This window comes from Blastococcus sp. SYSU DS0552, assembly GCF_054050815.1.
In genome coordinates, this window is sequence record NZ_JBJHAB010000007.1 from 124,926 (window position 1) to 149,366 (window position 24,441).

At 75.0% G+C, this 24,441-nt stretch carries 25 protein-coding genes and 1 riboswitch; of the genes, 10 read left to right on the forward strand and 15 right to left on the reverse strand.

Translation table 11 applies throughout. The annotated features are described in order from the left end of the window. Positions 1 to 51: 51 nt before the first annotated feature. Positions 52 to 1,839, reverse strand: coding sequence for a copper resistance CopC/CopD family protein (locus tag ACI8AG_RS09260; protein ID WP_456596799.1), 1,788 nt, complete (start codon positions 1,837 to 1,839; stop codon positions 52 to 54). Then, positions 1,836 to 2,480, reverse strand: a complete 645-nt coding sequence (locus ACI8AG_RS09265) for a zf-HC2 domain-containing protein (RefSeq protein ID WP_456596800.1) — start codon at positions 2,478 to 2,480, stop codon at positions 1,836 to 1,838. Before ACI8AG_RS09265 ends, ACI8AG_RS09260 begins: the two co-directional genes overlap by 4 nt. A 75-nt stretch (positions 2,481 to 2,555) precedes the next feature. On the opposite strand from ACI8AG_RS09265, the gene ACI8AG_RS09270 reads away from it, so the two are divergent. After that, positions 2,556 to 3,119, forward strand: coding sequence for a sigma-70 family RNA polymerase sigma factor (locus ACI8AG_RS09270; protein WP_456596801.1), 564 nt, complete (start codon positions 2,556 to 2,558; stop codon positions 3,117 to 3,119). Between the two features lie 306 nt (positions 3,120 to 3,425). Continuing rightward, positions 3,426 to 4,406 (forward strand): sulfite exporter TauE/SafE family protein, encoded by a 981-nt coding sequence (locus ACI8AG_RS09275; RefSeq protein WP_456596802.1) that lies wholly within the window; start codon positions 3,426 to 3,428, stop codon positions 4,404 to 4,406. Between the two features lie 31 nt (positions 4,407 to 4,437). On the opposite strand, the gene ACI8AG_RS09280 is transcribed toward ACI8AG_RS09275, so the two are convergent. From ACI8AG_RS09280 to ACI8AG_RS09290, 3 genes are all read right to left on the reverse strand, one after another. Beyond that, positions 4,438 to 4,911, reverse strand: coding sequence for a hypothetical protein (locus ACI8AG_RS09280; protein ID WP_456596803.1), 474 nt, complete (start codon positions 4,909 to 4,911; stop codon positions 4,438 to 4,440). Between the two features lie 296 nt (positions 4,912 to 5,207). Then, positions 5,208 to 5,438: an NAD-dependent epimerase/dehydratase family protein gene (locus ACI8AG_RS09285; RefSeq protein WP_456596804.1), complete on the reverse strand. Its 231-nt coding sequence runs from the start codon at positions 5,436 to 5,438 to the stop codon at positions 5,208 to 5,210. A gap of 69 nt (positions 5,439 to 5,507) precedes the next feature. Continuing rightward, a complete protein-coding gene (locus ACI8AG_RS09290) occupies positions 5,508 to 6,008 on the reverse strand; it encodes a DUF5994 family protein (protein ID WP_456587404.1) in 501 nt (166 codons plus the stop codon). Positions 6,009 to 6,387: 379 nt separating this feature from the next. Then, positions 6,388 to 6,481: riboswitch (cyclic di-AMP (ydaO/yuaA leader) on the forward strand. A 21-nt stretch (positions 6,482 to 6,502) separates the two neighbouring features. On the opposite strand from ACI8AG_RS09290, the gene ACI8AG_RS09295 reads away from it, so the two are divergent. Further along, complete coding sequence (locus ACI8AG_RS09295) at positions 6,503 to 7,375, forward strand: LysM peptidoglycan-binding domain-containing protein (protein ID WP_456596805.1); 873 nt, start codon at positions 6,503 to 6,505, stop codon at positions 7,373 to 7,375. 67 nt (positions 7,376 to 7,442) lie between these two features. Here ACI8AG_RS09295 and typA read toward each other — a convergent pair whose 3' ends face one another. Together typA and ACI8AG_RS09305 are read right to left on the reverse strand one after the other, a co-directional pair. After that, complete coding sequence (gene typA / locus ACI8AG_RS09300; protein WP_456587402.1) at positions 7,443 to 9,335, reverse strand: translational GTPase TypA; 1,893 nt, start codon at positions 9,333 to 9,335, stop codon at positions 7,443 to 7,445. A gap of 101 nt (positions 9,336 to 9,436) precedes the next feature. Then, a complete protein-coding gene (locus ACI8AG_RS09305) occupies positions 9,437 to 9,778 on the reverse strand; it encodes a hypothetical protein (RefSeq protein WP_456596806.1) in 342 nt (113 codons plus the stop codon). 66 nt (positions 9,779 to 9,844) lie between these two features. Between ACI8AG_RS09305 and ACI8AG_RS09310 the strand changes: the two genes are divergently transcribed. Beyond that, positions 9,845 to 10,372 carry a GNAT family N-acetyltransferase gene (locus ACI8AG_RS09310; RefSeq protein WP_456596807.1) on the forward strand — a complete coding sequence of 176 codons (528 nt, stop codon included), beginning with the start codon at positions 9,845 to 9,847 and terminating at the stop codon, positions 10,370 to 10,372. A 93-nt stretch (positions 10,373 to 10,465) separates the two neighbouring features. Here the strand turns inward: ACI8AG_RS09310 and ACI8AG_RS09315 are convergent, their stop codons facing one another. After that, entirely contained in the window at positions 10,466 to 11,029 is a 564-nt protein-coding gene (locus tag ACI8AG_RS09315) for a YceI family protein (protein WP_456587399.1), read from the reverse strand. A gap of 88 nt (positions 11,030 to 11,117) precedes the next feature. Between ACI8AG_RS09315 and ACI8AG_RS09320 the strand changes: the two genes are divergently transcribed. Together ACI8AG_RS09320 and ACI8AG_RS09325 are read left to right on the forward strand one after the other, a co-directional pair. Then, positions 11,118 to 11,618, forward strand: coding sequence for a MarR family winged helix-turn-helix transcriptional regulator (locus ACI8AG_RS09320; protein WP_456596808.1), 501 nt, complete (start codon positions 11,118 to 11,120; stop codon positions 11,616 to 11,618). A gap of 53 nt (positions 11,619 to 11,671) precedes the next feature. Then, positions 11,672 to 12,121, forward strand: a complete 450-nt coding sequence (locus ACI8AG_RS09325; protein WP_456596809.1) for a hypothetical protein — start codon at positions 11,672 to 11,674, stop codon at positions 12,119 to 12,121. Positions 12,122 to 12,142: 21 nt separating this feature from the next. Here ACI8AG_RS09325 and ACI8AG_RS09330 read toward each other — a convergent pair whose 3' ends face one another. The 3 genes from ACI8AG_RS09330 to ACI8AG_RS09340 are packed head-to-tail and all read right to left on the reverse strand — an operon-like array spanning position 12,143 to position 15,260. After that, on the reverse strand, positions 12,143 to 13,042 hold the full coding sequence (locus tag ACI8AG_RS09330; protein ID WP_456596810.1) for an enoyl-CoA hydratase-related protein: 900 nt from the start codon (positions 13,040 to 13,042) through the stop codon (positions 12,143 to 12,145). Then, the gene (locus ACI8AG_RS09335; RefSeq protein ID WP_456587395.1) at positions 13,039 to 14,037 is read right to left on the reverse strand and encodes an acyl-CoA dehydrogenase family protein; all 999 of its coding nucleotides are present in this window, start codon (positions 14,035 to 14,037) and stop codon (positions 13,039 to 13,041) included. The genes ACI8AG_RS09330 and ACI8AG_RS09335 overlap by 4 nt, the downstream gene beginning before the upstream one ends. Then, positions 14,034 to 15,260 (reverse strand): acyl-CoA dehydrogenase family protein, encoded by a 1,227-nt coding sequence (locus tag ACI8AG_RS09340; RefSeq protein WP_456596811.1) that lies wholly within the window; start codon positions 15,258 to 15,260, stop codon positions 14,034 to 14,036. The genes ACI8AG_RS09335 and ACI8AG_RS09340 overlap by 4 nt, the downstream gene beginning before the upstream one ends. Positions 15,261 to 15,361: 101 nt before the next feature. Here ACI8AG_RS09340 and ACI8AG_RS09345 point away from each other — a divergent pair, with 101 nt between their 5' ends. Both ACI8AG_RS09345 and ACI8AG_RS09350 read left to right on the forward strand, forming a co-directional pair. Beyond that, positions 15,362 to 16,015, forward strand: coding sequence for a TetR/AcrR family transcriptional regulator (locus ACI8AG_RS09345; RefSeq protein ID WP_456596812.1), 654 nt, complete (start codon positions 15,362 to 15,364; stop codon positions 16,013 to 16,015). 65 nt (positions 16,016 to 16,080) lie between these two features. Further along, the gene (locus ACI8AG_RS09350) at positions 16,081 to 17,676 is read left to right on the forward strand and encodes a long-chain-fatty-acid--CoA ligase (protein ID WP_456596813.1); all 1,596 of its coding nucleotides are present in this window, start codon (positions 16,081 to 16,083) and stop codon (positions 17,674 to 17,676) included. Here ACI8AG_RS09350 and ACI8AG_RS09355 read toward each other — a convergent pair whose 3' ends face one another. Beyond that, a complete protein-coding gene (locus ACI8AG_RS09355) occupies positions 17,677 to 18,345 on the reverse strand; it encodes a response regulator (RefSeq protein WP_456596814.1) in 669 nt (222 codons plus the stop codon). Continuing rightward, positions 18,342 to 19,535, reverse strand: a complete 1,194-nt coding sequence (locus ACI8AG_RS09360) for a sensor histidine kinase (RefSeq protein WP_456596815.1) — start codon at positions 19,533 to 19,535, stop codon at positions 18,342 to 18,344. The genes ACI8AG_RS09355 and ACI8AG_RS09360 overlap by 4 nt, the downstream gene beginning before the upstream one ends. A 192-nt stretch (positions 19,536 to 19,727) precedes the next feature. Here ACI8AG_RS09360 and ACI8AG_RS09365 point away from each other — a divergent pair, with 192 nt between their 5' ends. Then, positions 19,728 to 20,372, forward strand: a complete 645-nt coding sequence (locus ACI8AG_RS09365; protein WP_456596816.1) for a hypothetical protein — start codon at positions 19,728 to 19,730, stop codon at positions 20,370 to 20,372. A gap of 27 nt (positions 20,373 to 20,399) precedes the next feature. Here the strand turns inward: ACI8AG_RS09365 and ACI8AG_RS09370 are convergent, their stop codons facing one another. Both ACI8AG_RS09370 and ACI8AG_RS09375 read right to left on the reverse strand, forming a co-directional pair. Continuing rightward, entirely contained in the window at positions 20,400 to 21,560 is a 1,161-nt protein-coding gene (locus ACI8AG_RS09370; RefSeq protein ID WP_456596817.1) for a glycerophosphodiester phosphodiesterase, read from the reverse strand. Between the two features lie 134 nt (positions 21,561 to 21,694). Continuing rightward, entirely contained in the window at positions 21,695 to 22,546 is an 852-nt protein-coding gene (locus ACI8AG_RS09375) for a patatin-like phospholipase family protein (protein WP_456596818.1), read from the reverse strand. Between the two features lie 83 nt (positions 22,547 to 22,629). On the opposite strand from ACI8AG_RS09375, the gene ACI8AG_RS09380 reads away from it, so the two are divergent. Continuing rightward, positions 22,630 to 24,372, forward strand: coding sequence for a class I adenylate-forming enzyme family protein (locus ACI8AG_RS09380; RefSeq protein ID WP_456596819.1), 1,743 nt, complete (start codon positions 22,630 to 22,632; stop codon positions 24,370 to 24,372). The last annotated feature ends 69 nt before the right edge of the window (positions 24,373 to 24,441 follow it).

Consider the following 24,441-nt stretch of genomic DNA (forward strand, 5'->3'; position numbering starts at 1 on the left):
GACTCCTCGGGAAGGAAGGGAAGGAACGCGGTCGGACGGGGGGGCGGGAGGTCAGCGCACGGGGAAGTCCGTGGCCGCGGTGAGGGCGGTGAACTCGTCGAGCCGGACGGTGGCGGTGAGCGTCCAGGTGCCGGCGCCCGGGATCGACATGCCGTCGCCGACGAAGTGACCGGGGCCGGCGGGCTGCAGGGCGACGTCCAGCGGACCGATCTCCTGGCTCCGCTCGGTGAGGGTCACCCGGATCTCGGCCGGCTGCGTGAGCCGGCCGTCGTCGTCGAAGAGGTAGAGGTGCAGCGTGTTCGGGCCGGGGCGCGCGGGCTCGACCGTCATCTGCACGCTGCCCGAGGTCGCGCCGGAGCCGCTCTGCAGGGGGAGCACGACCTCCACCGGCTGGGCCAGCGCCGTCCGGGCCGGCGGCGTCGCGACCAGCACCGCCGACAGCGCGAGGACGACGGCGGCCAGCACCGCCTCGACGAGCAGTGAGCGCCGCAACGCCGGCAGGTGCTCGACCGCGGCCTCCGCCTGGGCCTGTTCCCGCTCCCCCGCGGCCGCCACCGCCGCGGGGGCGGGCTCGGCCCGGCCCGCGACGGCGGTCGCGGCGGCGAACGCGTGCACGGTCGTCGTCCGGCGTCGCGGAGGACGGCGGACACCCAGCCGCTGCTGCACCCACACCCGGGAGATCCCGGCCGCGGCGAGGACGACCACCACGAGCAGCAGCTTGACCGCGAGCAGACGGCCGTACGTCGTCTCCACCAGCGCGGTGGGGGACGCGACCTCCCGCACCGACTGCACGATCCCGGACACGACGAGCGCCACGACCGCGCCGAACGCCAGCCGGGAGAACCGTGGGAGGGCGGCGGCCACGTCGCCCGGTGCGGCGCCCGGCCGCACCGCGGCGGCGAGCAGGCCGGCGAGCCCGCCCAACCAGACCGCCATCGCCCCCGCGTGCACCGCCGCGACCAGCACGGCCAGGACCGGCCACGGCCCGGCGACCGGGTGCCCGACCGCCGCGGTCGCCAGGACCAGTCCGCCGCCCAGGGCCGCCAGCCCGACGGCGGTCCCCCGCCCCGGTGGTGCGGCAGCCCGCCAGGCACGGCGCAGCGCCAGCAGCAGGGCGACGGCCAGGGCGGCGCGCGCGAGGGCGGACCAGCCCGCGCCCGTCCGCGCCGTGGCGCCGAGCAGCGCGGGGTCGGCAATCGCGCCGAGCCCCGCGCCCGCGGCATAGGGGCCCTGCAGGAGGAACCCGGTGGCCGCGGAGAGGGCGACCGCGGCGGCCCCGCCGAGGGCCATGCGCCGCAGCCGCGCGGTGCCCCGCCCGGTCGGCCAGCAGGTGGCGACCAGCACGGGCACCCCGAGCGCCAGCGCCAGCCCGGCGTAGCCCACCCAGCGCGCCACGGGCAGCAGCAGTCCGACGACCGGGTCGGTCGCCGCCGCCGCGTCCGCCGCGTCGGCGCCCAGCAGCTCCCCGTCGCCGACGACGAAGGAGAAGGCACCGGAGACCGGGTGCGAGTCGGCCGAGACCACCCGGTAGGTGACGAGGTAGCCGCCGTCGGGCAGGTCCCCGCGCAACGGGATGGTGACGACGTCGCCGTCGACGGAGGCGTTCCCGGAGTCCACCCGCTGCTGGTCGGCGCCGAGGACCCGGGCGTACCCGGCGCCCAGCGAGACGCCCTCGGAGAACCGCAGGGTCACCTCGTCGGGCGCGGCGTCGAGCCGCGCGCCCTCCCCCGGGGTCGTGGAGACCAGCGTGGCGTGCGCGGCTGCAGGACCGGCCGTGCCGATGCCCGCACCGAACCAGCCGAGAACCAGCAGCGCGAGCAGGAGGGCGGTGCGCCTCACGCGGTCACCCGCCGGTCGGCGACCGCGGGGACGGAACGATGCCGGCGGCCCCGCCACGCGACGGTCGCCACCAGCGCCGTGCCGGCCACGAGCAGCAGGTGGGCCAGCGCCCGGTCGGTGTGCACGTGCCCGGCCTGCAGGTCGGCGACCGTCACCGGGATCAGCAGCGCCACGAAGGAGCCCAGGAAGGGCAGCCCGCCGGCCGCCAGCCGCGGACCGGCCGCGACGGCCAGGAACGCCGCGGCCAGCGCCAGGTTCCAGGCGCCGCTCTCCCGGGCCATGTGCACCGGTGCGCTCATCGCGCCGGCGCCGGAGGCGAGCACCGGCCAGGCCAGCGTCGCCTGCGCCACCCCGACGGCGAGCAGCGCCAGCCGCACCGCCGTGTCCGCCAACCGGGCGCGCGCGGCCGCCCGCGCACCCGGGAGCTCGCGCGGCAGCGCCGAGAGGACGCTCGCAGTGAGGTCGGGCACCGACGGGGCCGGCGCCAGCCGCGCTCGGCGGGTCACGCGCTCGGCGGCGGCGGCCCAGGCCGCGCACCCGCGGCACGTGGCGAGGTGCGCGTCGAGCTCGTCGGCGGGCATCCCGAGCGGCTCGCCGTCGAGCCGCGCGGAGAGCGCCTCGCGGCAGGTGTGGCAGGACATGGTTGATTAGTCGCCACCGGACGCCGTCCGGTTCCCGCGTCGGCGGGATTTCTTCCGCGACATCCGAACGAGGACATGGACGACCTGGCACGCCTGGCCGCGGACGCCGCCGACGGCGACCCGCTGGCTGCGGCCACCCTCGTGCGGGAGACGCAGTCCGACGTCTGGCGGCTCTGCGCCGCGCTCGGCGACCGGGCCTCCGCCGACGACCTGACGCAGGAGACCTACCTGCGGGCGTTCGGCTCCCTGCACCGCTTCGAGGGCCGGTCCTCGGTCCGCACCTGGCTGCTGGCCATCGCCCGCCGGGTCTGCGCCGACGCGCTGAAGTCCCGCCGCCGGCGCCGGCTGACCCTGGTCCGGGAGTCCGCCGACCTGGAACTGCTGGCCCCGCCGGGCGCCGCGGACGCCGTCGGCGAGGGCGCCGCGGTCGCCGACCTGCTGGCCCGGCTGGCCCCCGACCGGCGCGAGGCGTTCGTGCTGACGCAGCTGCTGGGACTGCCCTACGCCGAGGCCGCGGAGGTCGCCGGGTGCCCCGTCGGCACCATCCGCTCCCGGGTGGCGCGGGCCCGGGCCGACCTCGTGGAGTCCCTCGCTGCGGTGCGCGAGGACGCCGGCCCGGGCGAGACCGCGCACAGCTGAGCGCGCGGCGCCGGCACCCGCACCTCGCCGTGCCACAACGGACCCATCGCGCGCACCCGCCACCGCCGTCCCACGCGTCGGGACCAGCACTGCGCCTAAGTGCATCGATCTGGTAGACATTGCGCCGTGACGCGGACGACGATGCTGCTCCTGGTGAGCCGCCGGCACGTCGACCTGCTGCGCGTCTGCACCGCCGCCTGTCCGGGCTGCTGAGCCCCCGCGCCTCCCCGGCGCCACCACGTCTCACCCTCGCCTCACGCGGTCGCCGCTGCGCGCCCGCGTCCTGAGACCCCGGAGCCAGTGCCCGTGAAGACCCTGATCCTGCTCGCCCTCGCCGGGCTCGGTGCCCAGCTCGTCGACGGCAGCCTCGGCATGGCCTACGGCGTCACCTCGACGACCCTGCTGCTGGCCATCGGCACCAACCCGGCCGCGGCGTCGGCGACCATCCACCTCGCCGAGATCGGCACCACGCTCGCCTCCGGGCTCTCGCACTGGAAGTTCGGCAACGTCGACTGGAAGGTCGTCGCCAAGGTGGGAGTGCCCGGTGCGGTCGGGGCGTTCGTCGGCGCCCACTTCCTGTCCGGCCTCTCGACGTCGGTCGCGGCGCCGGTCATGTCGCTGATCCTGGTCTCGCTGGGCGTCTACATCCTGGTGCGCTTCACGCTCCGCGGCATCGACCGGCGGAACGTCGGCAAGCCCATCCGCCGGCGCTTCCTCACGCCCCTGGGGCTGGTGGCCGGCTTCGTCGACGCCACCGGTGGCGGCGGCTGGGGACCGGTCGGCACGCCGGCGCTGCTGGCCAGCGGCCGCATGGAGCCGCGCAAGGTCATCGGCTCGATCGACACCTCCGAGTTCCTCGTCGCGCTGGCGGCCAGCCTCGGCTTCCTGATGGCGCTGGGCTCGGCGGGCATCGACCCCCTGTGGGTCGCCGGGCTGCTCGCCGGCGGCCTCGTCGCCGCGCCGATCGCCGCGTGGCTGGTGCGGCACATCCCGCCGCGCATGCTGGGCTCCCTGGTCGGCGGGATGATCGTGATCACCAACACCCGCACGCTGCTGCGCAGCGACTGGGTGGACGCCGGCGACGCCGTCAGCGCCCTGGTCTACGCGGTGCTCGCGGTCGTCTGGGTGCTGGCCGTCGTCCACTCCTACCGCCAGTACCGGCGGGACGCGCGGCTGGAGTCGGCCGACGCCCTCGCCGAGGTGGCCGAGCAGAACGTGGCCGCCGACGCCACCGACTCCCGCGAGGTCCCGGTCGGCGCGGGCCGGCCCAGCGCCCCCCGCGACTGACAGGGCGCCGCACGGCACCCGCCGGCTGCTCCTAGCGGCCGGCCAGCAGGAAGGCCTCCAGCTCGGCCGGGAGGCCGGGTCCGGGCTGGTCGGCGGGGCGGTGCGCCGGCGGCGCCGGCCGCTCGTGGGAGCGCAGCCACGCCCAGGTGTCGGCGACAGTCGCCTCCAGCGCCCGCGTGGCCAGCCCGAGCTCGGCGGCCCGGGTGGTGTCGACGTCCCAGGCGGTGCGGGCGACCTCGTGGCGCAGCCACAGCGGCAGGTGCAGCCACTCCTGGACGCCGGCGGCGAGGAGGTCGGCCTCGGGCACCGGTACCCACTCCGCCGCGCTCCCGGTGACGACCCGACAGAGCTCGAGCAGGCCGCCCAGGGTCGTCATGCCCGCCGGCCCCGTGGCGTTGACCGCACCGGTGCGGCCCTGCCCGGCCATGTCCACGAGCCAGGCGGCCAGGTCACGGGCGTCGACCAGCGCGATCGGCTGGGCGACGCCCTCGGCCGGGACGACCACCCGACCGCCGCTCGCGATGCGCTCCAGCCACCAGCCGAGGCGGTGGAATCGGGTCGGAGGGGCCGACGATCAGGCCGGCACGGGCGGCGAGGAAGCGGCCACCGACGGCGGCGGCGAGCTGCCGCTCGCCGAAGGCCTTGATGGGCCCGTACTCGTCGTCCTCGGTGTCCCAGGTCGGCTCGCCGTCCTCCGGGCCGAGCGGCCCCGGCGGCCAGTTGCGGTACGCGTTGAGGCTGCTGGCTCTCGTGCAGGGTCCCGGCGCGAGCTTGCGAGTGCCGGGGGGCACGGGGGTCCTTCTACTGGCAGGAGGTGTCGACGACGAGCTCGGGCTCCCACTCCCCCAGCGCGCGCGGCAGCGCGCCGGGGTCGTCGCGGTCGCCGTGCAGCGCCCGCGCGCCCTCCGGCGGCGGACCCGTCAGGCCCCGGGTGAAGGTGGCGACGTCGTGCCCGCGAGCGAGCGCGGCCTCCACCACGTGCCGGCCGAGGAAGTGGGTGCCGCCGAGGACGAGGAGTCTCGTGCCGAGCACTCCAGCCCGGTCGGCGCCCGCGCGTCCAGGGAGTTCGCCGGCAGCGGATCCGCCGTCGGCGGACGAGCGCTACACCGCGCGGGACACCGGCAGCGTGGGCACCTGCGGAAGGGGCGTGGAACGGGCCGCGGCGAGCACCATCTGGGGCGAGGACGGCAGGCCCCGCCGGGTGCACAGCCGCAGCGCCCGGGCGCCGGTGAGGACGTCGGTCTCCGGCGGGACGACCAGCAGGTCGGCCCGGCGGTTCCCCCCGGCCCAGGTGAGGCAGACGACCTGCGGGTCCATGCTCCGGAAGCCGCCGGCGCGGACCGTGCGGCCCAGCACCTCCAGCTTGCGGGGGGCCGGCTCCCAGGCGTCGAGGGCGTAGGTGAACCGCTCCACCCGCACACCACGCCGCTCCAGCGCCGCGATCAGCTCCGGCAGCTCCACGGCGAGGTCCCGGCTCCGCGGGAACCACGCACCGTCGAACGCCGAACCGCCCGATCCGGCGTCGGCGCGCAGGCTCACCCGGACGTCGATGCCACCCCGGAAGCCCTCGATCGCCGGAACCGTACGGGTGATCGTCGCCATGAGCGTTCGGCCGCCTTCCTCTTCCCAGGGAGCCGGGGAGACGGCTCCGAGGTCAACGTAGGACGGGTGCGAGGCGAGACTCCTCGACGGCGTGGCGGGCGCGTCGGACCGCCCCGGCCAGTCATCACGATTCGTGACCTGACGAGCACGGAGCCCGCGCCGCGGACCGTGCGCCGCCGGTACGAGCACCGCACACGGGCAGTCGGGGGCGGGCCACGGGGAGTCAGTCCGCGCGGGGCTGCCCGCGATGCAGGCTCCGCGGCCTTGCCGTCGGGGACGGCGGTCTGCCTACCGTGCTGCGTCCACCAACGGGTGGGCCCGGATGGCGGACCGCCGAACCTGCCCACCGCCACCGGACCCGTGCACACGACGGGCAGGCGCGGGGAACCCACGAGATCCTGGCCCTCGGCCTCGGGGTGAAGCCGCAGCACGCGGCCGGGCAGCTCTCGCCCGAACCCGACAGCTAACCCCGCAGGCGGCGAGAGGCTTCTCCCATGCTCAAGCACCGCACGGCGCGACCCGGTCGCTCCACCCGCACCTCCGCGGCGGCGGCCATGGCACGTCCGGCCGTGGTCCTCGCGGCCGCCGCGGCTACCTCCCTCGCGATCGCCGGTCCGGCCCAGGCCCACCCCGGGGAGCACACGGTCGTCCCCGGTGACACGCTGGGCGGGCTCGCGGCCGCCCACGGCACCTCGTGGCAGACCATCCACGCCGACAACCTCGCCACCATCGGCGCCGACCCGAACGTCCTGCGCGTCGGCCAGGTCCTCGTCATCGGCGGGTCGGGAAACGCCCCTGCCGCCCCCTCCCCCGCCCCCGTCGGCGGCGAGTACGTGGTCCAGCCGGGCGACACGCTGGGCGGCATCGCCGCCCGCCACGGCACCACCTGGCAGGACGTGCACGCCCTCAACCTCGAGGTCATCGGGGCGGACCCGAACGTGCTGCGCGTCGGGCAGCGACTCACCCTCGTCGGCGGCCCGTCGGCGGCCCCGGAACGCGCCAGCCGCGCCGCGGACCGGCCGGCCCCGGACACGGCCGCCTACGGCGCGTGGGAACCGCACGTGCGCCCCGCCGTCGCGGAGGTCGCCGCGGAGTTCGGCATCCCGACGGTGCTCACCCGCCCCGGCCACAGCCCGTCGGAGGGCCGCGCCGCCGACTTCATGGTCTACGACGACCGGGCCACGGGCGACGCGCTCAGCCAGTACGTCATCGACAACGCGGCACGCCTCGGCGTCGAGTACGTGATCTGGCAGCAGCAGATCGCCGGGACGTGGACGGGCTGGGCCTGGCAGCCCATGGAGGACCGCGGCTCCCCCACCGCCAACCACATGGACCACCCGCACGTGGCCTTCGCGCCGGCGCCGTAACGGCCCCATGACGCAGCGAGCCCCTGCCCGGTGATCCGGGCAGGGGCTCGCTGCGTCGTGGGGCGGATCAGCTGGGCTTGGGCTTGCGGTTCTTGGCCTTGCCGCGCTCGGTCTGGTCGAGCACCACCTTGCGGATGCGGACGCCGGCCGGCGTGACCTCCACGCACTCGTCCTCGGCACAGAACTCCAGCGCCTGCTCCAGGTTGAGGATCCTCGGCGGGATCAGCCGCTCCAGCTCCTCGGAGGTGGACTTGCGCATGTTGGTGAGCTTCTTCTCCTTGGTGATGTTCACGTCCATGTCGTCCGGACGGGAGTTCTCACCCACGATCATGCCCTCGTAGACCTCGGTGCCCGGCTGGACCATGAGCTGGCCACGCTCCTGCAGCGAGAACATCGAGTAGGTCGTCGCCACGCCCTGGCGGTCGGCGACCAGCGAGCCGGTCGGCCGGGCGCGCATGTCGCCCAGCCACGGCTCGTAGCCCTCGAGGTTGCTGTTCAGCACGCCGGTGCCGCGGGTCTCGGTCAGGAACTCGGTGCGGAACCCGATGAGGCCGCGGGAGGGGACGACGTACTCCATCCGCGCCCAGCCGGTGTCGTGGTGCACCAGGTTCTCCAGCCGGCCGCGGCGCACCGCGAGCGCCTGGGTCAGGGTGCCGACGTACTCGCCGGGGGTGTCGATGGTGACCCGCTCGACGGGCTCGTGCAGCTTGCCGTCGATCTCCTTGGTGACGACGGTGGGCCGGCCGACGGTGAGCTCGAACTCCTCGCGGCGCAGCTGCTCGACGAGGATGGCCAGCGCCAGCTCGCCACGGCCCTGCATCTCCCAGGTGTCGGGGCGGTCGGTGGGCAGCATGCGCACGCTGACGTTGCCGACCAGCTCCTGGTCGAGGCGGTTCTTGATCAGGCGGGCGGTGAGCTTCTTGCCCGACTTGCCCGACAGCGGCGAGGTGTTGATCCCGATGGTGATCGAGATCGAGGGCTCGTCGACGGTCAGCGGGGGCAGCGGCCGCGGGTCGTTCGGGTCGGCGAGGGTGTCGCCGATCATGATGTCCTCGATGCCGGCGATGGCGACCAGGTCGCCGGGGCCGGCGCTCTCGGCCGGCGTCCGGGTGAGGCCCTCGGTGACCAGCAGCTCGGTGATCTTGACGTTCTTGATCGTGCCGTCGACCTTGCACCAGGCGACCTGCTGGCCGCGCTTCATCTCACCGGAGTGGATGCGCAGCAGCGCCAGGCGACCCAGGAACGGCGAGGCGTCGAGGTTGGTGACCTGCGCGCGCAGCGGCTCCTCGGCGTCGTACTCCGGCGCCGGGATCGTGTCCAGCAGCGTCTTCACCAGCGGGCCGAGGTCCGGGCTGTCGGGGACGGTGCCGTTCTCGGGCTTGGTCAGCGACGCCTGCCCGGTGCGGCCGTTGCAGTAGACGATCGGGAACTCGAGGGCGTCGGCGTCCATGCCGGCGTCCTCCATGAGCTCCATGAACAGCTCGTAGCACTCGTCGACGACCTCTTCGATGCGGGCGTCGGAGCGGTCGGTCTTGTTGACCGCGAGGATGACCGGCATCCCCTTGCCGAGCGCCTTGCGCAGCACGAAGCGGGTCTGCGGGAGCGGGCCCTCGGAGGCGTCGACCAGCAGCACGACTCCGTCGACCATGGAGAGGCCGCGCTCGACCTCGCCACCGAAGTCGGCGTGGCCGGGGGTGTCGACGATGTTGACGACGACGGGGTTGCCGTCCTCGTCCGCCAGGCGGATCGCGGTGTTCTTCGCGAGGATGGTGATGCCGCGCTCGCGCTCGAGGTCCATCGAGTCCATCACGCGGTCCTGCGTGGAGTCGTTGTCCGTCCCCTCGCCCTTGGCGCGGCCGAGCGCGCCGGCCTGGCGGAGGAGGGCGTCGACCAGGGTCGTCTTGCCGTGGTCGACGTGGGCGACGATCGCCACGTTGCGCAGGTCGTTGCGGGTGGGCATGCGGAAGGGCACCTCGGGAGCTCGGGGGCGCGCCGCGCGGACGCGCGCGGGCATCAGGTCAACAGCCTTCGGGGCCCCGACCTTCCCTACACTCTAGGTGCTCAGTGCGCGGACACCGCCTCTCGCTGCTTGTCGACCACCCCGTAGGTGGCCCCGGCCGCGGCGACAGTGACCAGACTCACCGCGAACCAGGCGGGGAGACCGGCGCCCAGGGCGAGCACGTGCGCGAGCACGAAGGCGCCGACGTAGAGGGCGGCGAGCCCCGCGGTGACGGCGGTGCCCCGCCGTCGGGCGGCGATCCAGGCGGCACCGATCCCACAGGCGGCGAACACCGCGCCGCCGAGCGCCCGGACGCCGGTGCCCTGGGCGATGCCGAAGCCGGCGGCGAGGCCGACGGCGACCAGGAGCGAGGCGGGGATCCGGGCGAGGGCGGAGGTCGACATGTCCCCCAGTGTCCCTGTCGAGGAGTCGACCGCGGCGGCGCCCGGCCGCCTGGCATGGTCGCGGGGGTGTACGCACGGACCCGCCTCCTGGCCCTCGACGACGCCCCGGTCCTCACCCACCTCGTCCGCGAGGACCGGGAGTTCCAGGCGCCCTGGGAACCGGCCCGCGACGAGCGGTGGTACACCGAGGCGGGCCAGCGGACCGACGTCCGGGCGGCCCTGGAGCGGCACGACGCCGGGCTCGCGCTCCCCTGCGTCATCCTGGACGACTCCGGCGCGGTGGTCGGGCGGATCACGCTGAACAACGTCGTGCGCGGGGCCTTCCAGTCCGGCAGCCTCGGCTACTGGGTCGCCTCGGCCGCCAACGGCCGCGGGCTGGCCACCCGCGCCGTCGCCGAGATGCTGCGCCGGGCGTTCACCGACCTCGCCCTGCACCGCGTGGAGGCCGGCACGCTGCTGCACAACGCGGCGTCCCAGCGGGTGCTCCAGCGCAACGGGTTCGAGCGGTACGGGGTGGCACCGCACTACCTCCGGATCGCCGGGCGCTGGCAGGACCACGTCCTGCTCCAGGTGCTGAACCCTGCGATGGCGTAGCCCGCCGACCGACGCAGAGGGCCCCGGACGGCGAACCGTCCGGGGCCCTCGCGACGTGCTGGAGCGGCCCCCTGCGCGGGGGCAGAGGGGTCCTTACGCGGTGCGGAGCACGGCCTCGATCTCGAGCTCGACGTTGATCTTGTCGCCGACGACGACGCCGCCGCCGTCCATCGGCATGTCGATGTCGACGCCGTACTCCTTGCGGGAGATCTCGGTCTTGGCGCTGAAGCCGGCGCGGGTGCCGCCGTAGGCGTCCGGGCCGAAGCCGTTCAGCTCGAGCGCCAGGACGACCGGCTTGGTGATGCCCTTGATGGTGAGGTCGCCCTCGACGGTCCAGTCGGCACCGTCGGTCTTCACAGCGGTGGAGCGGAAGGTCATCACGGTGTGGTTGCCGACGTCGAAGAAGTCGGCGGACTTGATGTGCGCGTCCCGCTGCTCCTGCCGGGTGTCGATCGAGTCCATGTCCACCGTGGCGGTGACGCTGGACTGCGTCGGGTCCTCGGCGGTGACGATCTCGCCGGAGAACTCGCGGAAGTAGCCGCGGACCTTGCTCACCATCATGTGGCGGACGGAGAAGCCGACGGTGGAGTGGCTGGCGTCGATGTCCCAGGTGCCGGCGATGTAGCCGGGGATCTGGACGCTGGTGCTGCTGGTCATGGTGCCTCCCTGGTGGTCCTGCGTGGCGGTGCGATGTCTGGCGTCAGCGTAGTTGAGCGCTTGACTATTCCGCCAGTATTCTGTGCCCATGACCATGTCGGTGTCGTCGGAGTCCCTCCCCACGGGTGAGCCGCGCTGGCTCGATCCCGAGGAGCAGAAGGCGTGGCGCGCCTGGCTCTACAGCGCCCAGCTCCTGCTCGACCGGCTCGACCGCGAACTCAGCCACCGCACCGGCATCTCGCACGCCTACTACGAGATCCTCGTCGCCCTCTCCGAGGCGCCCGAGCGCATGATGCGGATGAGCGAGCTGGCCGACCGGTGCCTCTCCTCCCGGAGCCGGCTGTCGCACGCCGTCTCGCGGCTGGAGGAACGCGGCTGGGTGCGCCGGCAGGTGTGCGCCGAGGACGGGCGCGGCCAGCTCGCCGTCCTCACCGACGAAGGGTTCGCCGCCCTGGAGGGTGCGGCGCCGGTGCACGTCGAGGGCGTCCGGCGCGAGCTGTTCGACCAGCTCTCCCCCGCCCAGGTGGAGGCGATGCGCGACCTCGGCGAGACGCTGCTGCGCCACCTGGACCCGATGCGGATGCCCTGAGGCGCCCGGCCTCGTCGCACCGGCCGACCCCACGCCGCCCCTAGGGTCTCCTCATGGAACCGCGCAGCAGGAGGACCGCCCTCGTCGCCGGCACCGTGCTGCTGCTCACCGGATGCGGCGGCCCGGCAGCACCCGAGCTCGCCGTGCTCGACCGGTCGGCGACGGCCGAGGACGCCGTCCCGGACGGCGTCGAGGTGCCGGAGGGGGTCGACGACCTGCGTCACGTCGCCGAGGCGGACGGCGCTCAGGTCTACGCCGGCCGGGGCGCGGCCGACCACCCCTGGTGCGTCGTGGTGCTCGTGGGCTCCGTCGAAGGCGAGAACTGGGTGACCGGCTCGTCCTGCACGGACGACGACACCTTCGCCGAGCGAGGAGTCCGGGTCGAGGTGGGCGGCGCGGACGTCGAGCGCGGCGCCGCGACGCTGTTGCCGGACGACTTCGACGGCGAGCTCCGACCCGGCTGGGAGATCGCCGGGCCGAACCTGGCCCTGCCCACCGAGTAGCGACCGAGGTGGGCGGGCCTGCTAGGCGCGCCCGACGTCGTCCGGGGGCAGCGGCCAGCGCGGCACGCCCGCGACGGCGCCGTCGGGCAGGCGGCCGGGGAAGCGCGGCGGCCGCTTCTCCAGGAAGGCGGCCACCCCCTCGGCCGGGTCCGGCCCCTCCCCCAGCTCGACCAGCGCCCGGGACTCCGCGCGGTGGGCGTCCCAGGGCGAGGACGCACCGAGCATCGACCAGAGCAGCTGCCGCGCCGCGCCGATGGCGACCCCGCTGGTGTTCGCCACGATCTCCTGGGCCAGCCCGTAGGCGGTCGGCAGCAGCTCGTCGTCGGGCACCACGCGGGACACCAGCCGGCCGCGCAGCGCCTCCGCGGCGTCGAACACCCGCCCGGTCGCGACCCACTCCATGGCCTGGCTGATGCCCACCACCCGGGGCAGGAACCAGGAGGACGCCGCCTCGGGCACGATGCCGACGCGACCGAACACGAACCCGAAGCGCGCCGACTTCGCGGCGATCCGGACGTCCATGGGCAGGGTGAGCGTCGCGCCGATGCCCACGGCCGGGCCGTTGACCGCAGCGATCACCGGCTTGCGCAGCGCGGCGAAGGGCAGCGAGGCCACTCCCCCGGCGTCCCGGGGGAAGCCACCGATGTCCTCGCTGAGCGGACCCGGCGGCCGCTCCCGGGCGCGCCGGTCGGAGAAGGTGTCCTTTCCGCCGCCGAGGTCGGCCCCGGCGCAGAACGCCCGTCCCGACCCGGTCACGACCACCACGCGGACGTCGTCGTCGGCGTCGGCGGCCGCCGCCACGCGGGCGAGCTCGTCGGCCATCGTGAGGGTGAACGCGTTGAGCCGGTCCGGCCGGTGCAGCGTCACCGTCGCAACCCCGTCGGCCACCTCGTACCGCAGCTCGGTGAGGTCGCCGGTCATCGCCCCGCGCCCAGGGCTCCGGTGACGGCGAGCCGGGCGACGGCGTCGAGGTGCTCGGCCTCGTCCCCGAGCAGCAGCCGGTCCACCTTCGCCCGTCGCCAGTACAGGTGCGCGTCGTGCTCCCAGGTGAACCCGATACCGCCGTGCACCTGGATCAGGGTGCTCGCGGCGCGCTCGAAGGTCGCCGCCGCGCATGCCTTGGCCGCCGCCGCCGCGAGCGGCAGCTCCGCGGGGTTGCAGTCGGCCGCCCACGCCGCCCACCAGACCAGCGAGCGCAGCTGCTCCACGCCGACCCAGGCGTCGACCAGCATGTGCTTGATCGCCTGGTAGGAGCCGATCCGGCGGCCGAACGCCTCCCGCTCCTGGGCGTAGGCCACGCCGAGCTGGACGCACCGCTCGGCGCCGCCCAGGTCCTCCGCGGCCATGACGACCGCGCCCACCTGCCGGGCGCGGGCCCACAGCTCGCCGGCGTCCGGGGTCAGCACGCGGCGGGAGGTCAGCCGGACGGAAGCCAGCCCGCGGGTGGCGTCCAGCGGGCGGCCGGGCACGACCTCACCCTCGCCGACGACCAGGTCCGCACCGTCCAGCCCCAGGAACAGGGTGGCGTCCGCGGCGTCGACCGACGGCGCGGAGCCGTCGACGGCCCCGTCCAGCACGGCGAACCCCGTCGACCCGTCGGCCAGCTGCGCGGCCAGGTCGGGCGCGTCGCCGAGCAGCACCGCGGCGCGGGCGGCGGTGACCAGCGAGGGCGCGGCCAGGACCGCGCCGCCCTGCTCGGCCACGACGGCGAGGTCCAGCAGCGGGCGCCCGGAGCCCCCGGCGGACTCCGGGACCGTGATGCCGAGGAAACCGATGTCGGCCAGCGCCTTGCGGCCGGGTTCCAGCCCGCCGCCCTCCAGCCCGGCGCGCGCGGCGGCCGGCGAGGCGTTGCCCCGGTAGAAGTCGCGCGCGCCGTCGGCGATGTCGCGCTGGTCGGCGTCGAGGTCGAAGTTCATCGCGTCCCTCCCGAGAAAGGCCCGGCCTTGTCGCTGCGCGGCTCCGGCGGCAGGCCCAGCACCCGCTCGCCGAGGATGTTGCGCAGCACCTGGTCGGTGCCCCCGGCGATGCTGATGCCGGGCAGCCACGACTGGGTCCGCTGCCAGCGGTCGTCGCCGTCGGCGGTGGCGGCGTACACGGCCTCGTCGCCCAGCAGCCGCACCCCGGCGTCGGCCATCAGCAGACCGGCCTCGGTGCCGGCGAGCTTCCCGGCACTGGCCTCGGGCCCCGGGATGCCGCCCTGGCTGAGCACGGTCAGCCGCCGGTACCCGGTGTAGCGGGCGGCGAGCGCCGCGACCACCGCCCGCCCGACCGCCTGGCGGGCCAGCACCTGCCGCTCGGGGTCCAGCCGCGGCAGCCGCTCCCGCGCGTGCTGGGCGAACTCCTCCACCGGCGCCCCGATGGCGCCACCGGCTCCGCCGATGGCCACCCGCTCGTTCATCAGCGTGGTGAGCGCGACCCGCCACCCCTCGCCGGGCTCGCCGAGCCGCTCCGAGTCGGGGATGCGGACGTCGTCGAAGAAGACCTCGTTGAAGTCCGCCTGGCCGCCCATCTGGCGCAGCGGGCGCACCGTCACGCCCGGGGCGTGCATGTCGACGACGAACATGGTCAGTCCGGCGTGCTTGGGCTTCTCCGGGTCGGTGCGGGTGAGCAGGATGCCGAAGTCGGCGACGTGCGCCAGCGTCGTCCACACCTTCTGCCCGTTGACGACCCAGTCGTCGCCGTCGCGGACGGCGGTGGTGCGCAGCGCGGCGAGGTCCGAGCCCGACGCCGGCTCGCTGAAGAGCTGACACCACACCTCGTCGGCGCGCAGCAGCGGGGCGAGGTAGCGCTCGCGCTGCTCCTGGCTGCCGTGGGCGATGACGGTGGGCCCGCACATGCCGATGCCGATGTGGTTGATCAGCCCCGGCACTCGGGCCCGGGCGAGCTCCTGGCCGACGATCGCCTGCTGCACGAGCGTGCCGCCCTGCCCGCCGTACTCCCGGGGCCAGGTGACGCCGACCAGGCCGGCCTCGGCGAGCACCCGCTGGGTGCGGCGCATCTCGGCCTCGTGGGTGCGGGCGTCGATCCCCTCCTGCCCCGGCGCGAGGTGCAGCAGCTCGCCGGCGTGCTCCTTGAGCAGGGCGCGCACCCGCGCCCGGTACTCGGCCTCGTCGGGGCTGTCGTCGAAGTCCACGGGCACGCCTCTCGTCGGTGAGCGGGTCGGCCGCAGCGTGACAGGCGTCACCCGGAACGGTCAACGGTGACTGTTCCGGGTCGCGTGCACGGCCTACTGTTCCGCGGATGAGCGCCGAGCCCGTCACGGGCGGCGCCGCTCCCGGGCCCCGCTCCCGCTCGGAGCGGACCGCCGACAGCCGCCTGCTGATCCTCGACGCGGCCGTGGCCTGCCTGGTCGAGGACGGGTTCGCGGGCGCCTCGACGCTCGCCGTCCAGGCCCGCGCCGGGGTCTCCCGCGGCCGGCTGCTGCACCACTTCCCCTCCCGCGCCGAGCTGCTCGTCGCCGCCGCCGAGCACCTGTCCACGACCCAACTGGACGAGGTCCGTCGCCGGGCCGCGGCGCTGATGGAGGACGAGCCGATCGGGCGGGAGCGGGTGGATCGGGCGATCGACCTGATGTGGGCGACGTTCCAGGAGCCCCCGTTCTGGGCGGCGATGGAGCTCTGGACGGCGGCGCGCACCGACCCCGAGCTGCGCGCGGCCCTGCGCGGGGAGGAGCGGCGGCTGCGGGCGTCCATCGCCGCGGTGGCCGACGGCATCTGGGGACCGGAGATCGCCGGCGCCGCCACCTACGCCGACCTCTGCGAGCTGCTCTTCACGAGCATGCGGGGCGTGGCGCTCGTCTACGCGTTCGAGGACCGGTCTGCCGCCACCGACCCGCACCTGGCCCTCTGGAAGCGCCTCGCCGCGCGGCTGCTCGCCCTCGACAGTCAGGGTTGACCGCTCCGCCCTCGGTCGCCACCATGACGCAGATCACACCCGCGTCGGACGTCGAGGAGAAACCCGTGACCGTCGAGATCCCTCTCCTGCAGGGCCGGGGCATGACCCTGAGCGACCAGCTGGCCCGCTGGGCCCGCGCGACACCGGACGCGACGGCGCTGCGCTTCGAGGGGACGGGGCGCAGCTACGCGGAGCTGGACGAACGCGTCACCCGACTGGCCCGGGCGCTGCGGCAGCGCGGGGTCGGCGCGGGCGACCGCGTCGCCGTCCTGACCCTCAACGGCATGGAGGGGTGGGAGTCCTACCTCGCCGGCGTCCGGCTGGGCTCGATCGTCGTCCCGGTGAACTTCCGGCTGGTGGCCGACGAGGTCGCCTACGTGCTCACCGACTCCGGCGCCGTCGCGCTGGTCGTGGACGCGCCGCTGGCGGAGGTCGCCGCCAAGGCGCGCGAGCAGGCGCCGGACGTCGCCGCCGCCCTGGTGGTCGGCGGCGGGGACGCCGGCCCGGGCAGCGAGGACTACGGGACGGCGCTCGCCGCCGCCGGCACCGACCCGCTCGACGTCGTGGTCGACGAGGACGAGCCCGCGTTCATCATGTACACGTCCGGGACCACCGGGCGCCCCAAGGGCGCGGTGCTGACGCACCGGAACCTGCTCCTGCACGCGTTCAGCCAGATCACGACGCTGGGCTGGGACCCCGACGACCGGGTGGGCGTGCCCGGCGCGCCGCTGTTCCACATCGCGGGCCTCGCCGGCGGGCTGCCCCCGCTGCTCCTCGGCGGCGTCCACGTGATCATCAAGTCGGGCGCCTTCGACCCGGCCGCGACGCTGGACATGATGGAGCGGGAGAAGGTCTCCAGCATCTTCCTCGTGCCCGCGATGTGGGCCGCCGTGCTCGCCGTCCCCGACCTCGCCTCCCGCGACCTCTCGTCGCTGCGGCGGGTCTCCTGGGGCGCGGCCCCCGCCTCCACGACGCTGCTCCGCGCGCTGATCGACGCCTTCCCGCAGGCGGAGGTGGTCACCGCGTTCGGCCAGACCGAGTGCAGCCCCGTCACCTGCCTGCTGCGCGGGGAGGACTCGGTGCGCAAGATCGGCTCGGTCGGCACGCCGATCCTCAACGTCGAGGTCCGGGTGGTCGACGAGGCGATGGAGGACGTCCCCCGGGGCGAGGTCGGCGAGATCGTCTACCGCAGCCCGATGGTGATGAAGGAGTACTGGGGAAAACCGGAGGAGACCTCGATTGCATTTGCTGGCGGCTGGTTCCACTCCGGCGACCTGGTGCGCCAGGACGAGGACGGCTACTTCTACGTCGTCGACCGCAAGAAGGACATGATCATCTCCGGCGGGGAGAACATCTACTGCGCCGAGGTGGAGAACGTCCTGGCCGCCCACCCGAAGGTCGCGGAGGTCGCGCTGATCGGCGTCCCCGACAGCCGGTACGGCGAGGCGCCGCTGGCCGTCGTCGCCCCTCGCGACGTGGCCGACCCGCCCACCTCCGAGGAGCTCGGCGCCTGGTGCCGCGAGCGGCTGGCCCGCTACAAGAACCCGCGGGAGTACTCGGTGGTCGGGGCGCTGCCGCGCAACCCGAGCGGCAAGGTGCTCAAGACCGCCCTGCGCCAGGAGCACTCGGCGGGCTCCCTGGTCGCCGAGCCGGTCGTCTAGTCAGTCGGCCTGCCCGGGACGCACCAGCCCCGACTCGTAGGCGACCACCACCGCCTGCACCCGGTCACGGACCCCCAGCTTGGCGAGCACGCGCGCCACGTGGGTCTTCACCGTGCCCTCGCCCAGCACGAGGCGGTCGGCGATCTCGGCGTTGGACAGGCCCCGGGCGACCAGCCGCAGGACCTCCTCCTCGCGCGCGGTCAGCCGGTCGAGGCCGGGTGCCCGTGCCAGGGTCGGACCGACCCGCCGCACGTGGTCGTCGAGCAGGCGGCGGAGCAGGCTGGGCGCGAGCAGCACGTCACCGGTACCGGCCGAGCGGACGGCGGCGACCAGCTGCTCGCGCGGCATCGACTTGAGCAGGAACCCGGCCGCCCCGGCGCGCAGGGCCTCCACCAGGTGCTCGTCGGCGTCGAACGTCGTCAGCATGACCACCGCCGTCGCCGCCGCGGGGTCGGCGCAGATGCGGCGGGCGGCCTGGATGCCGTCCAGGCGGGGCATCCGGACGTCGACCAGCGCGACGTCGGGGCGCAGCTGCCGGCACAGGCCCACGGCGTCGACCCCGTCACCGGCCTCCCCGACGACCTCCAGCCCGGCCTCGGCCTCCAGGATCATCCGCAGCCCGGCCCGCACGAGGGCCTCGTCGTCGGCCAGCAGCACCCGGACGCTCATACCGCCGCATGCTCCGGCACCGGGACCGGGACCGGCAGCACCGCGCGGATGGTCCAGCCGGTCCCGTCGGCCCGCGGCCCGGCGGTCAGGCAGCCGTCGAAGAGGGCCACGCGCTCCCGGAGACCCAGCAGGCCGTGCCCCGCCCGCCCGGGATCGCCGCCTCCCGGGCCGTCGTCGGACACCTCGACCGTCAGCGCCTCGGCGGCGAACTCCAGCACCACGCTGATCGGTGCGCCGGGGGCGTGGCGGAGCGCGTTGGTCAGCGACTCCTGCACGATCCGGTAGGCGGTCGCCTCCACGGCGGCCGGCAGCGGGGGCACGGCGCCGTCCGCCGTCATCTCGACGTCCCGCCCGGCCGCTCGCGCCGCCACGACGAGCTCTTCGATGGCGGCGATCGAGCCGGGCAACGGGTCCGCGGGCCCTTCCTCCGGGTGCTCCCGCAGCACGCGCAGCATCCGGTGCAGGTCGTCGAGGGCCGTGCGGCCGGACGCGAGCACGACGTCCAGCGCCCGGGCCGTGGCCGGCTCCCGAGCGCCCAGGCTGGCCTGCGCGGCCTCGGCGTGCAGGAGCATCAGCGTGACCCCGTGCCCGACGACGTCGTGCATCTCGCGGGCGATCCGGCGGCGCTCGGCGGCCAGAGCACCCGCCCGCTCGGCCTCCTGCCGGCGCTCGCGTTCCCGCGCCGCGACGGCCTCGCGCTCGGCCGCGACCGCCCGGTCCAGCCGTTCGCGGGCCAGCCGGGCGAACACCCAGACGACGACCGGGATCGCCATGTTGGCCACCTCGTCCGCGGCGTTCACCGGTCGGTCGGCGACGAACGGGTAGACCTGCACGGCGGCCAGGACGGCGAGCAGCCCGAGGACGGCGTCCCGGCGGCGGTCGGCGTACTGGGCCACCGAGTAGGTCAGGACGAGGACGGCCACGAAACCGGCGACGGCGGGCGCCTCCCCCAGGACGGTCTGGAAGGCGAGCCCCGCTGCGCCGACGACGGCGGCACCCACCGGCCTGGCACGCCGCGCCACCAGGCTCGCCGTCATGACGGCGAAGGCCACGTGCTGCAGGCCGCGCGGACCGCCGAGCTCGTCGGCCGCGAGCAGCTCGACCTGACCGGCGACCGTGAGCCCGACGGCGAGCACGCCGTCGCGCACCGGCACCGGGAGTGCCCGCCACCTGCTCAGCACGCCTCGCATGGCGGGCAGCGTAGGACCGTTCCGGCGCCCGGCGGGTCCCTCCGACGACCGATGCGGGGTCTGCCTCGCGGGGGATGCCCCGGCGACGCCCCGACCCCGGGATCGGCCCGGAGAGGGACGGCGTGCCGGGCCGCGGCCGCCAGCGTGGGCCCGACGGCGCGGACCGCGCGCCCACCACCAGGAGGAACCGCCATGACCACGTCCACCCCCACCGCCACGGCCACCAGCGACCCGGCCGGGGTGCGGCACGGCTCACCCGTCCCGGCCGTGGCCGGCATCGGCGCGCTGGGCGCCTTCGCCGCGGCCGCCGTCGTCCTCGGCGACCCGCTGGCGGGGGCCGGGAACGCCCAGGAGGCCGCGGCGGCGCTCGGCAACGCACCGGTCACGCTCGCCGCGACCCTGCTCGGCGGTTACGCGCTCCTCGCCACCGCGGTGGCCGGCGCACTGGCCCGGCGGCTGGGGCGCTCCGGCGAAACCGCGGCCGTGCGGCTGCTGCCGGTTCTCGGCGCCGGCCACGTGCTGCTGCTGGCCGCGACCTTCACCTCGCTGGCGGCGGCGGTGGTCGTGGGCACCCGGGTGCTGGGCGGAGGGGTGACCCCGACGGGCGCGGAGACAGGGCTGATCGTGATGAACGTCGTCCACCCGATGGCCGCCTGGGTGGGAGCAGGGTTCCTCGTCGCCGTGGCGGTGGCCGCCCGCGGCACCTCCCGTGCGCTGACGATCGTCAGCGCCGTCTTCGCCGCGGGTCTTCTGCTGCCCCCGGTGGGCTGGGCGGTCACCTACCTGATGGCCTTCTGGTTCGCGGGCGTCGGCGTGTGGCTCTGGCGCCGGCACTGAGGCCGGTTCGCGGCACGACGGTCCGGCTCAGGCCGCGGGGGCCTCGCCGGTCACGAACAGCTCGCGGGAGACGACGCCGGTGTCCGGGTTGTCGGTGAACATCCCGTCGATGCCGGCCTCCCAGAAGGCGGTCTGCTCCTCCAGCGCCCGGCCGTAGTCGTCCGGCGCGACGCCCTCGCGCAGCGCCGGGGGCAGGAAGACGTTCTCGTTGCGGAACGTGTACGGGTGCACCAGCAGGCCGGCCTGGTGCGCGTCGTCGACCAGCGCGGTCGGGGTGCCGAGCGTGCCGTCGGGGTTGCGCGGGATGACCAGGTTCTTGTCCGGGCCCACGCCCTCGGCGTACTCGGCGATCTCCTGCAGCCCCTCGGCGGTCGTGAGGTCGGCGTAGGTGCGCGGGTCACCGGCGACGGTGAGGTCGTAGGGCTGCCCGGAACCCGACAGCAGCTGCACCAGCGGCACCCGCACCCCCTGCTCCTCCAGCTCGCGCAGGTTCGTCGTCTCGAAGGACTGGATGAACACCGGCGAGTGGTGCTTGTGCACCCGCGCCTCGCGCAGGTCGGCCATCAGCGGCTCCTCGAGGGAGAGGCCGATGGAGTCGAAGTAGGTGGGGTGCTTGGTCTCGACGTAGACGCCGATCTCGCGGCGCAGCTCCTTCGTGAGCCGCGCCCGCAGCTCGAGCACCTCGTCGAGGGTCGGCACCTGGTAGAGGCCGTCGTAGAGGGTGTTCTCCTCCCGCACCTCGGGCAGCCGCTCGACAGCCCGGAGGGTGCGCAGCTCGGCGAGGGTGAAGTCCTCGGTGAACCAGCCGGTGAGCTCCACCCCGTCGATGACCTTGGTCGTGCGGCGGTCGGCGAACTCCGGCCGGCTCGCGACGTCCGTGGTCCCGGAGATCTCGTTCTCGTGGCGGGCGACGAGGACACCGTCCTTGGTGCTCACCACGTCGGGCTCGATGTAGTCGGCACCCATGCGGGCGGCGAGCTCGTAGGCCGCGAGGGTGTGCTCCGGCCGGTAGCCCGAGGCGCCGCGGTGACCCACGACGAGCAGGTCGTCGGCGAGGGCGGTGGCGGGCTCGGGGGCCGGCGGCTTCGGCGCGGCGGTCGCGGGGACGGCCGCCGGGACGGCGAGGGACAGGGGGACGGCGACCGCGACGGCGGCGACCGTGGCACGCAGGCGGCGTACTCGGGACATCGGGGCTCCCGCGGGCTCGGACGGCGACCGTCGCCGTCGGCTCCGCGAGGTGATCCCAGCGAGGCCAGGTGCCCGGAGGCGGTCCCCCGCCGGAACTCCGGGTGACGAGCTGGTGGCGTGCCCGTGTCGCCGGCTCAGCCGGCCCAGACCTCGCCGACGCGCGCCACGACGGTCGCGGCCTGCGCCCGGCCGGCCCGCGCCGCGGGCTCCCGCGCGGCGGGGTCGAGGACGTTGCGGCCGATCGCCGCACGGGCGGCCTCGTCCGGCGAGACGACAGCGACCCGCGCCACCATGCCGGTGACCTGCGCGTCGACGCTGGCCATCGGGCCGACGCCGCGCGGGATGGGGGCGAGCACGACCAGCCGCTCGTATCCCTGCACCAGGTCGGCGTTGGCGGCCGAGCGCATGCCGCCGTCGACGTACCGGCGATCGCCGATGGTCACCGGCGGGTAGACGCCGGGCACCGCGCAGCTCGCGGCCACGGCCTGCACCAGCGGGACGCCGGACTTCCGGTCGAAGGTGCGGAACTCGCCGGTGGCGGCGTCCACCGCGGTGACGACGAGCTCGCGGTCCGGCCAGTCGCGGGAGACCAGCCGCGAACCGATGACGTCCAGCCGCTCCTGCTCGGTCGGCGTCGCCCCGGCGGCCTCCGCCGCGAGCGCCAGGGTGCCGATCCGGCGGCGGAACTCCACGTCGCGGCCGCGGCTGGCGACCATCGCCCAGCCGTAGCGGAGCAGGTTGCCGCGGGTCATCCGGGCCACCCTCTCCTGCACCGGGGGCTCCAGCTGCCGGGCGTACATCTCCTCCAGCGGAGCCCCGCTGGTGATCTGGGCGCCGACGACGGAGCCCGCCGAGGTGCCGACGACGAGGTCCGCGCCGGTGAGGTCGACGCCCGCCTCGGCCAGGCCGGCGAGCACGCCGATCTCCCAGGCGATGCCGGTGATGCCCCCGCCGCCGAGAACGAGGGCGGTGCGCTGGTCGCTCATGCGACTCATCCTCACAGACCCCTCGACATGCGCTGTGAGCTGGGCCACCCTGTGGCTCTGATCATCCCGACGAGAGGAAACGCATGACGACCGTGCAGCCCGCCCCGACACCCACCGCGGCCAGCTGGCCGCCCGGGCTGCCCCGGTCCCTGGACTACCCGGCGGTGCCGGTGGGGTCCATCCTGCGGGCCGCGGTACGCCGGTGGGGTGACCGGACGGCGTTCGTCGACCACGACGTGCCGCTGACCTTCACCGAGTTGGGAGCTCGCGCGCACGCGGTCGCCGGCTGGCTGGCCGACCACGGGATCGGCCGGGGTGACGTCGTCGCCGTCCACATCCCCAACTGCCGGCAGTACCCGTCGCTCTACTACGGGATCCTGCTGTCCGGCGCGACCTTCTCCCCCACCAACCCGCTGCTCCCGGCCGCCGACCTCGCCGCCCAGCTCAGCGACGCCGGCGCGACCGTGCTGGTGACCTGGGACCAGGTGCTGCCCTTCGTCCGCGGCGCGCTCGCCCAGACCCCGGTGCGGACCGTCGTCGTCACCGGCGAGGCCCACGTCCTGGACTTCGCCGCACGGCTGGACGGCCTCGAGGACAGCGACGTCGACCTCGCCGACCTGCTGGCCGGCGACCCCACCGACCGGCACCTGGACGCCGACCTCGACGTCGCGACCGACCTCGCCCACCTGGCCTACACCGGCGGGACGACGGGCGTCAGCAAGGGCGTGGAGCTGCCGCACCGCAACGTCGTCACCAACGTGCTGCAGTCCAGCTGCTGGACCTCCGGCGCCGTTCCCCTGCTCGACGAGCAGGGCGACGTGACGCTGGAGCAGGTGCTCGGCCCCGACGAGTACCCCACCCGCCTGGGCGAGGCGCGGATCATCAACCTCACGCCGTGGTTCCACGCCATGGGTGCGATCGGCTACCTCAACGGCATGGTCATGGGCGGCACGATGACCGTCATCCACATGCGCTTCGACCCGGTGAAGTACGTCGAGGACATGATCAGGTACGAGGTCACCACGATCGGCGGCGCGCCGCCGGTCTTCGTGGCCCTGCTCCAGGTGCCCGGCTTCACCGAGGCGGACCTGTCGCACGTCCGCGGCATCAGCAGCGGCGCCGCGCCGCTGCCGGTCTCGCTCATCGAGCGGATGCAGGCGCTGATGCCCAACGCCACGATCGGCGAGGGCTACGGCCTCACCGAGGTCACGATGATGGCCACCGGCAACCCGACGTTCCGCTCCGGCACCCGCAAGCCGGGCACGGTCGGGGTGCCGATCTTCGACACCGAGATCACCATCCGCCCGATCGGTGGCGGCGACCCGCTGCCGACCGGTGAGCGGGGCGAGGTCTGCATCCGCGGCCCGCAGGTGATGCGCGGGTACGCGCACCGCCCCGAGGCCACGGCCGACGCGATCGACGCCGACGGCTGGTTCCACTCCGGGGACGTGGGCATCCTCGACGGCGACGGCTACCTCTCGATCGTCGACCGCACCAAGGACATGCTGCTCTACAAGGGCTACAACGTGTTCCCCCGCGAGCTGGAGGAGATCCTGTTCGGGGTGCCCGGCGTGGCCGGCGCGGCGGTGGTCGGCCGCCCCGACGACGAGGTCGGGGAGCTGCCGGTGGCCTACGTCGTGCGCAAGGACGACGCGGACGGCGCCGCGCTGACCGCCGAGTCGGTCATGGCCGCCGTCAACGACAAGGTGACCCCGTACAAGCGGCTGCGCGACGTGCGCTTCATCGACGCGATCCCGGTCTCGGCGGCCGGCAAGGTGCTCAAGCGGGAGCTCGCCGCTCGCGAGCGCGAGGCCATCGGCGGCTGAGCCGACGCGCGCCGCCGCACCCCGAACGGGTGCGGCGGCGCGCATCCGCGGTCCGCGCTCACTATCGTC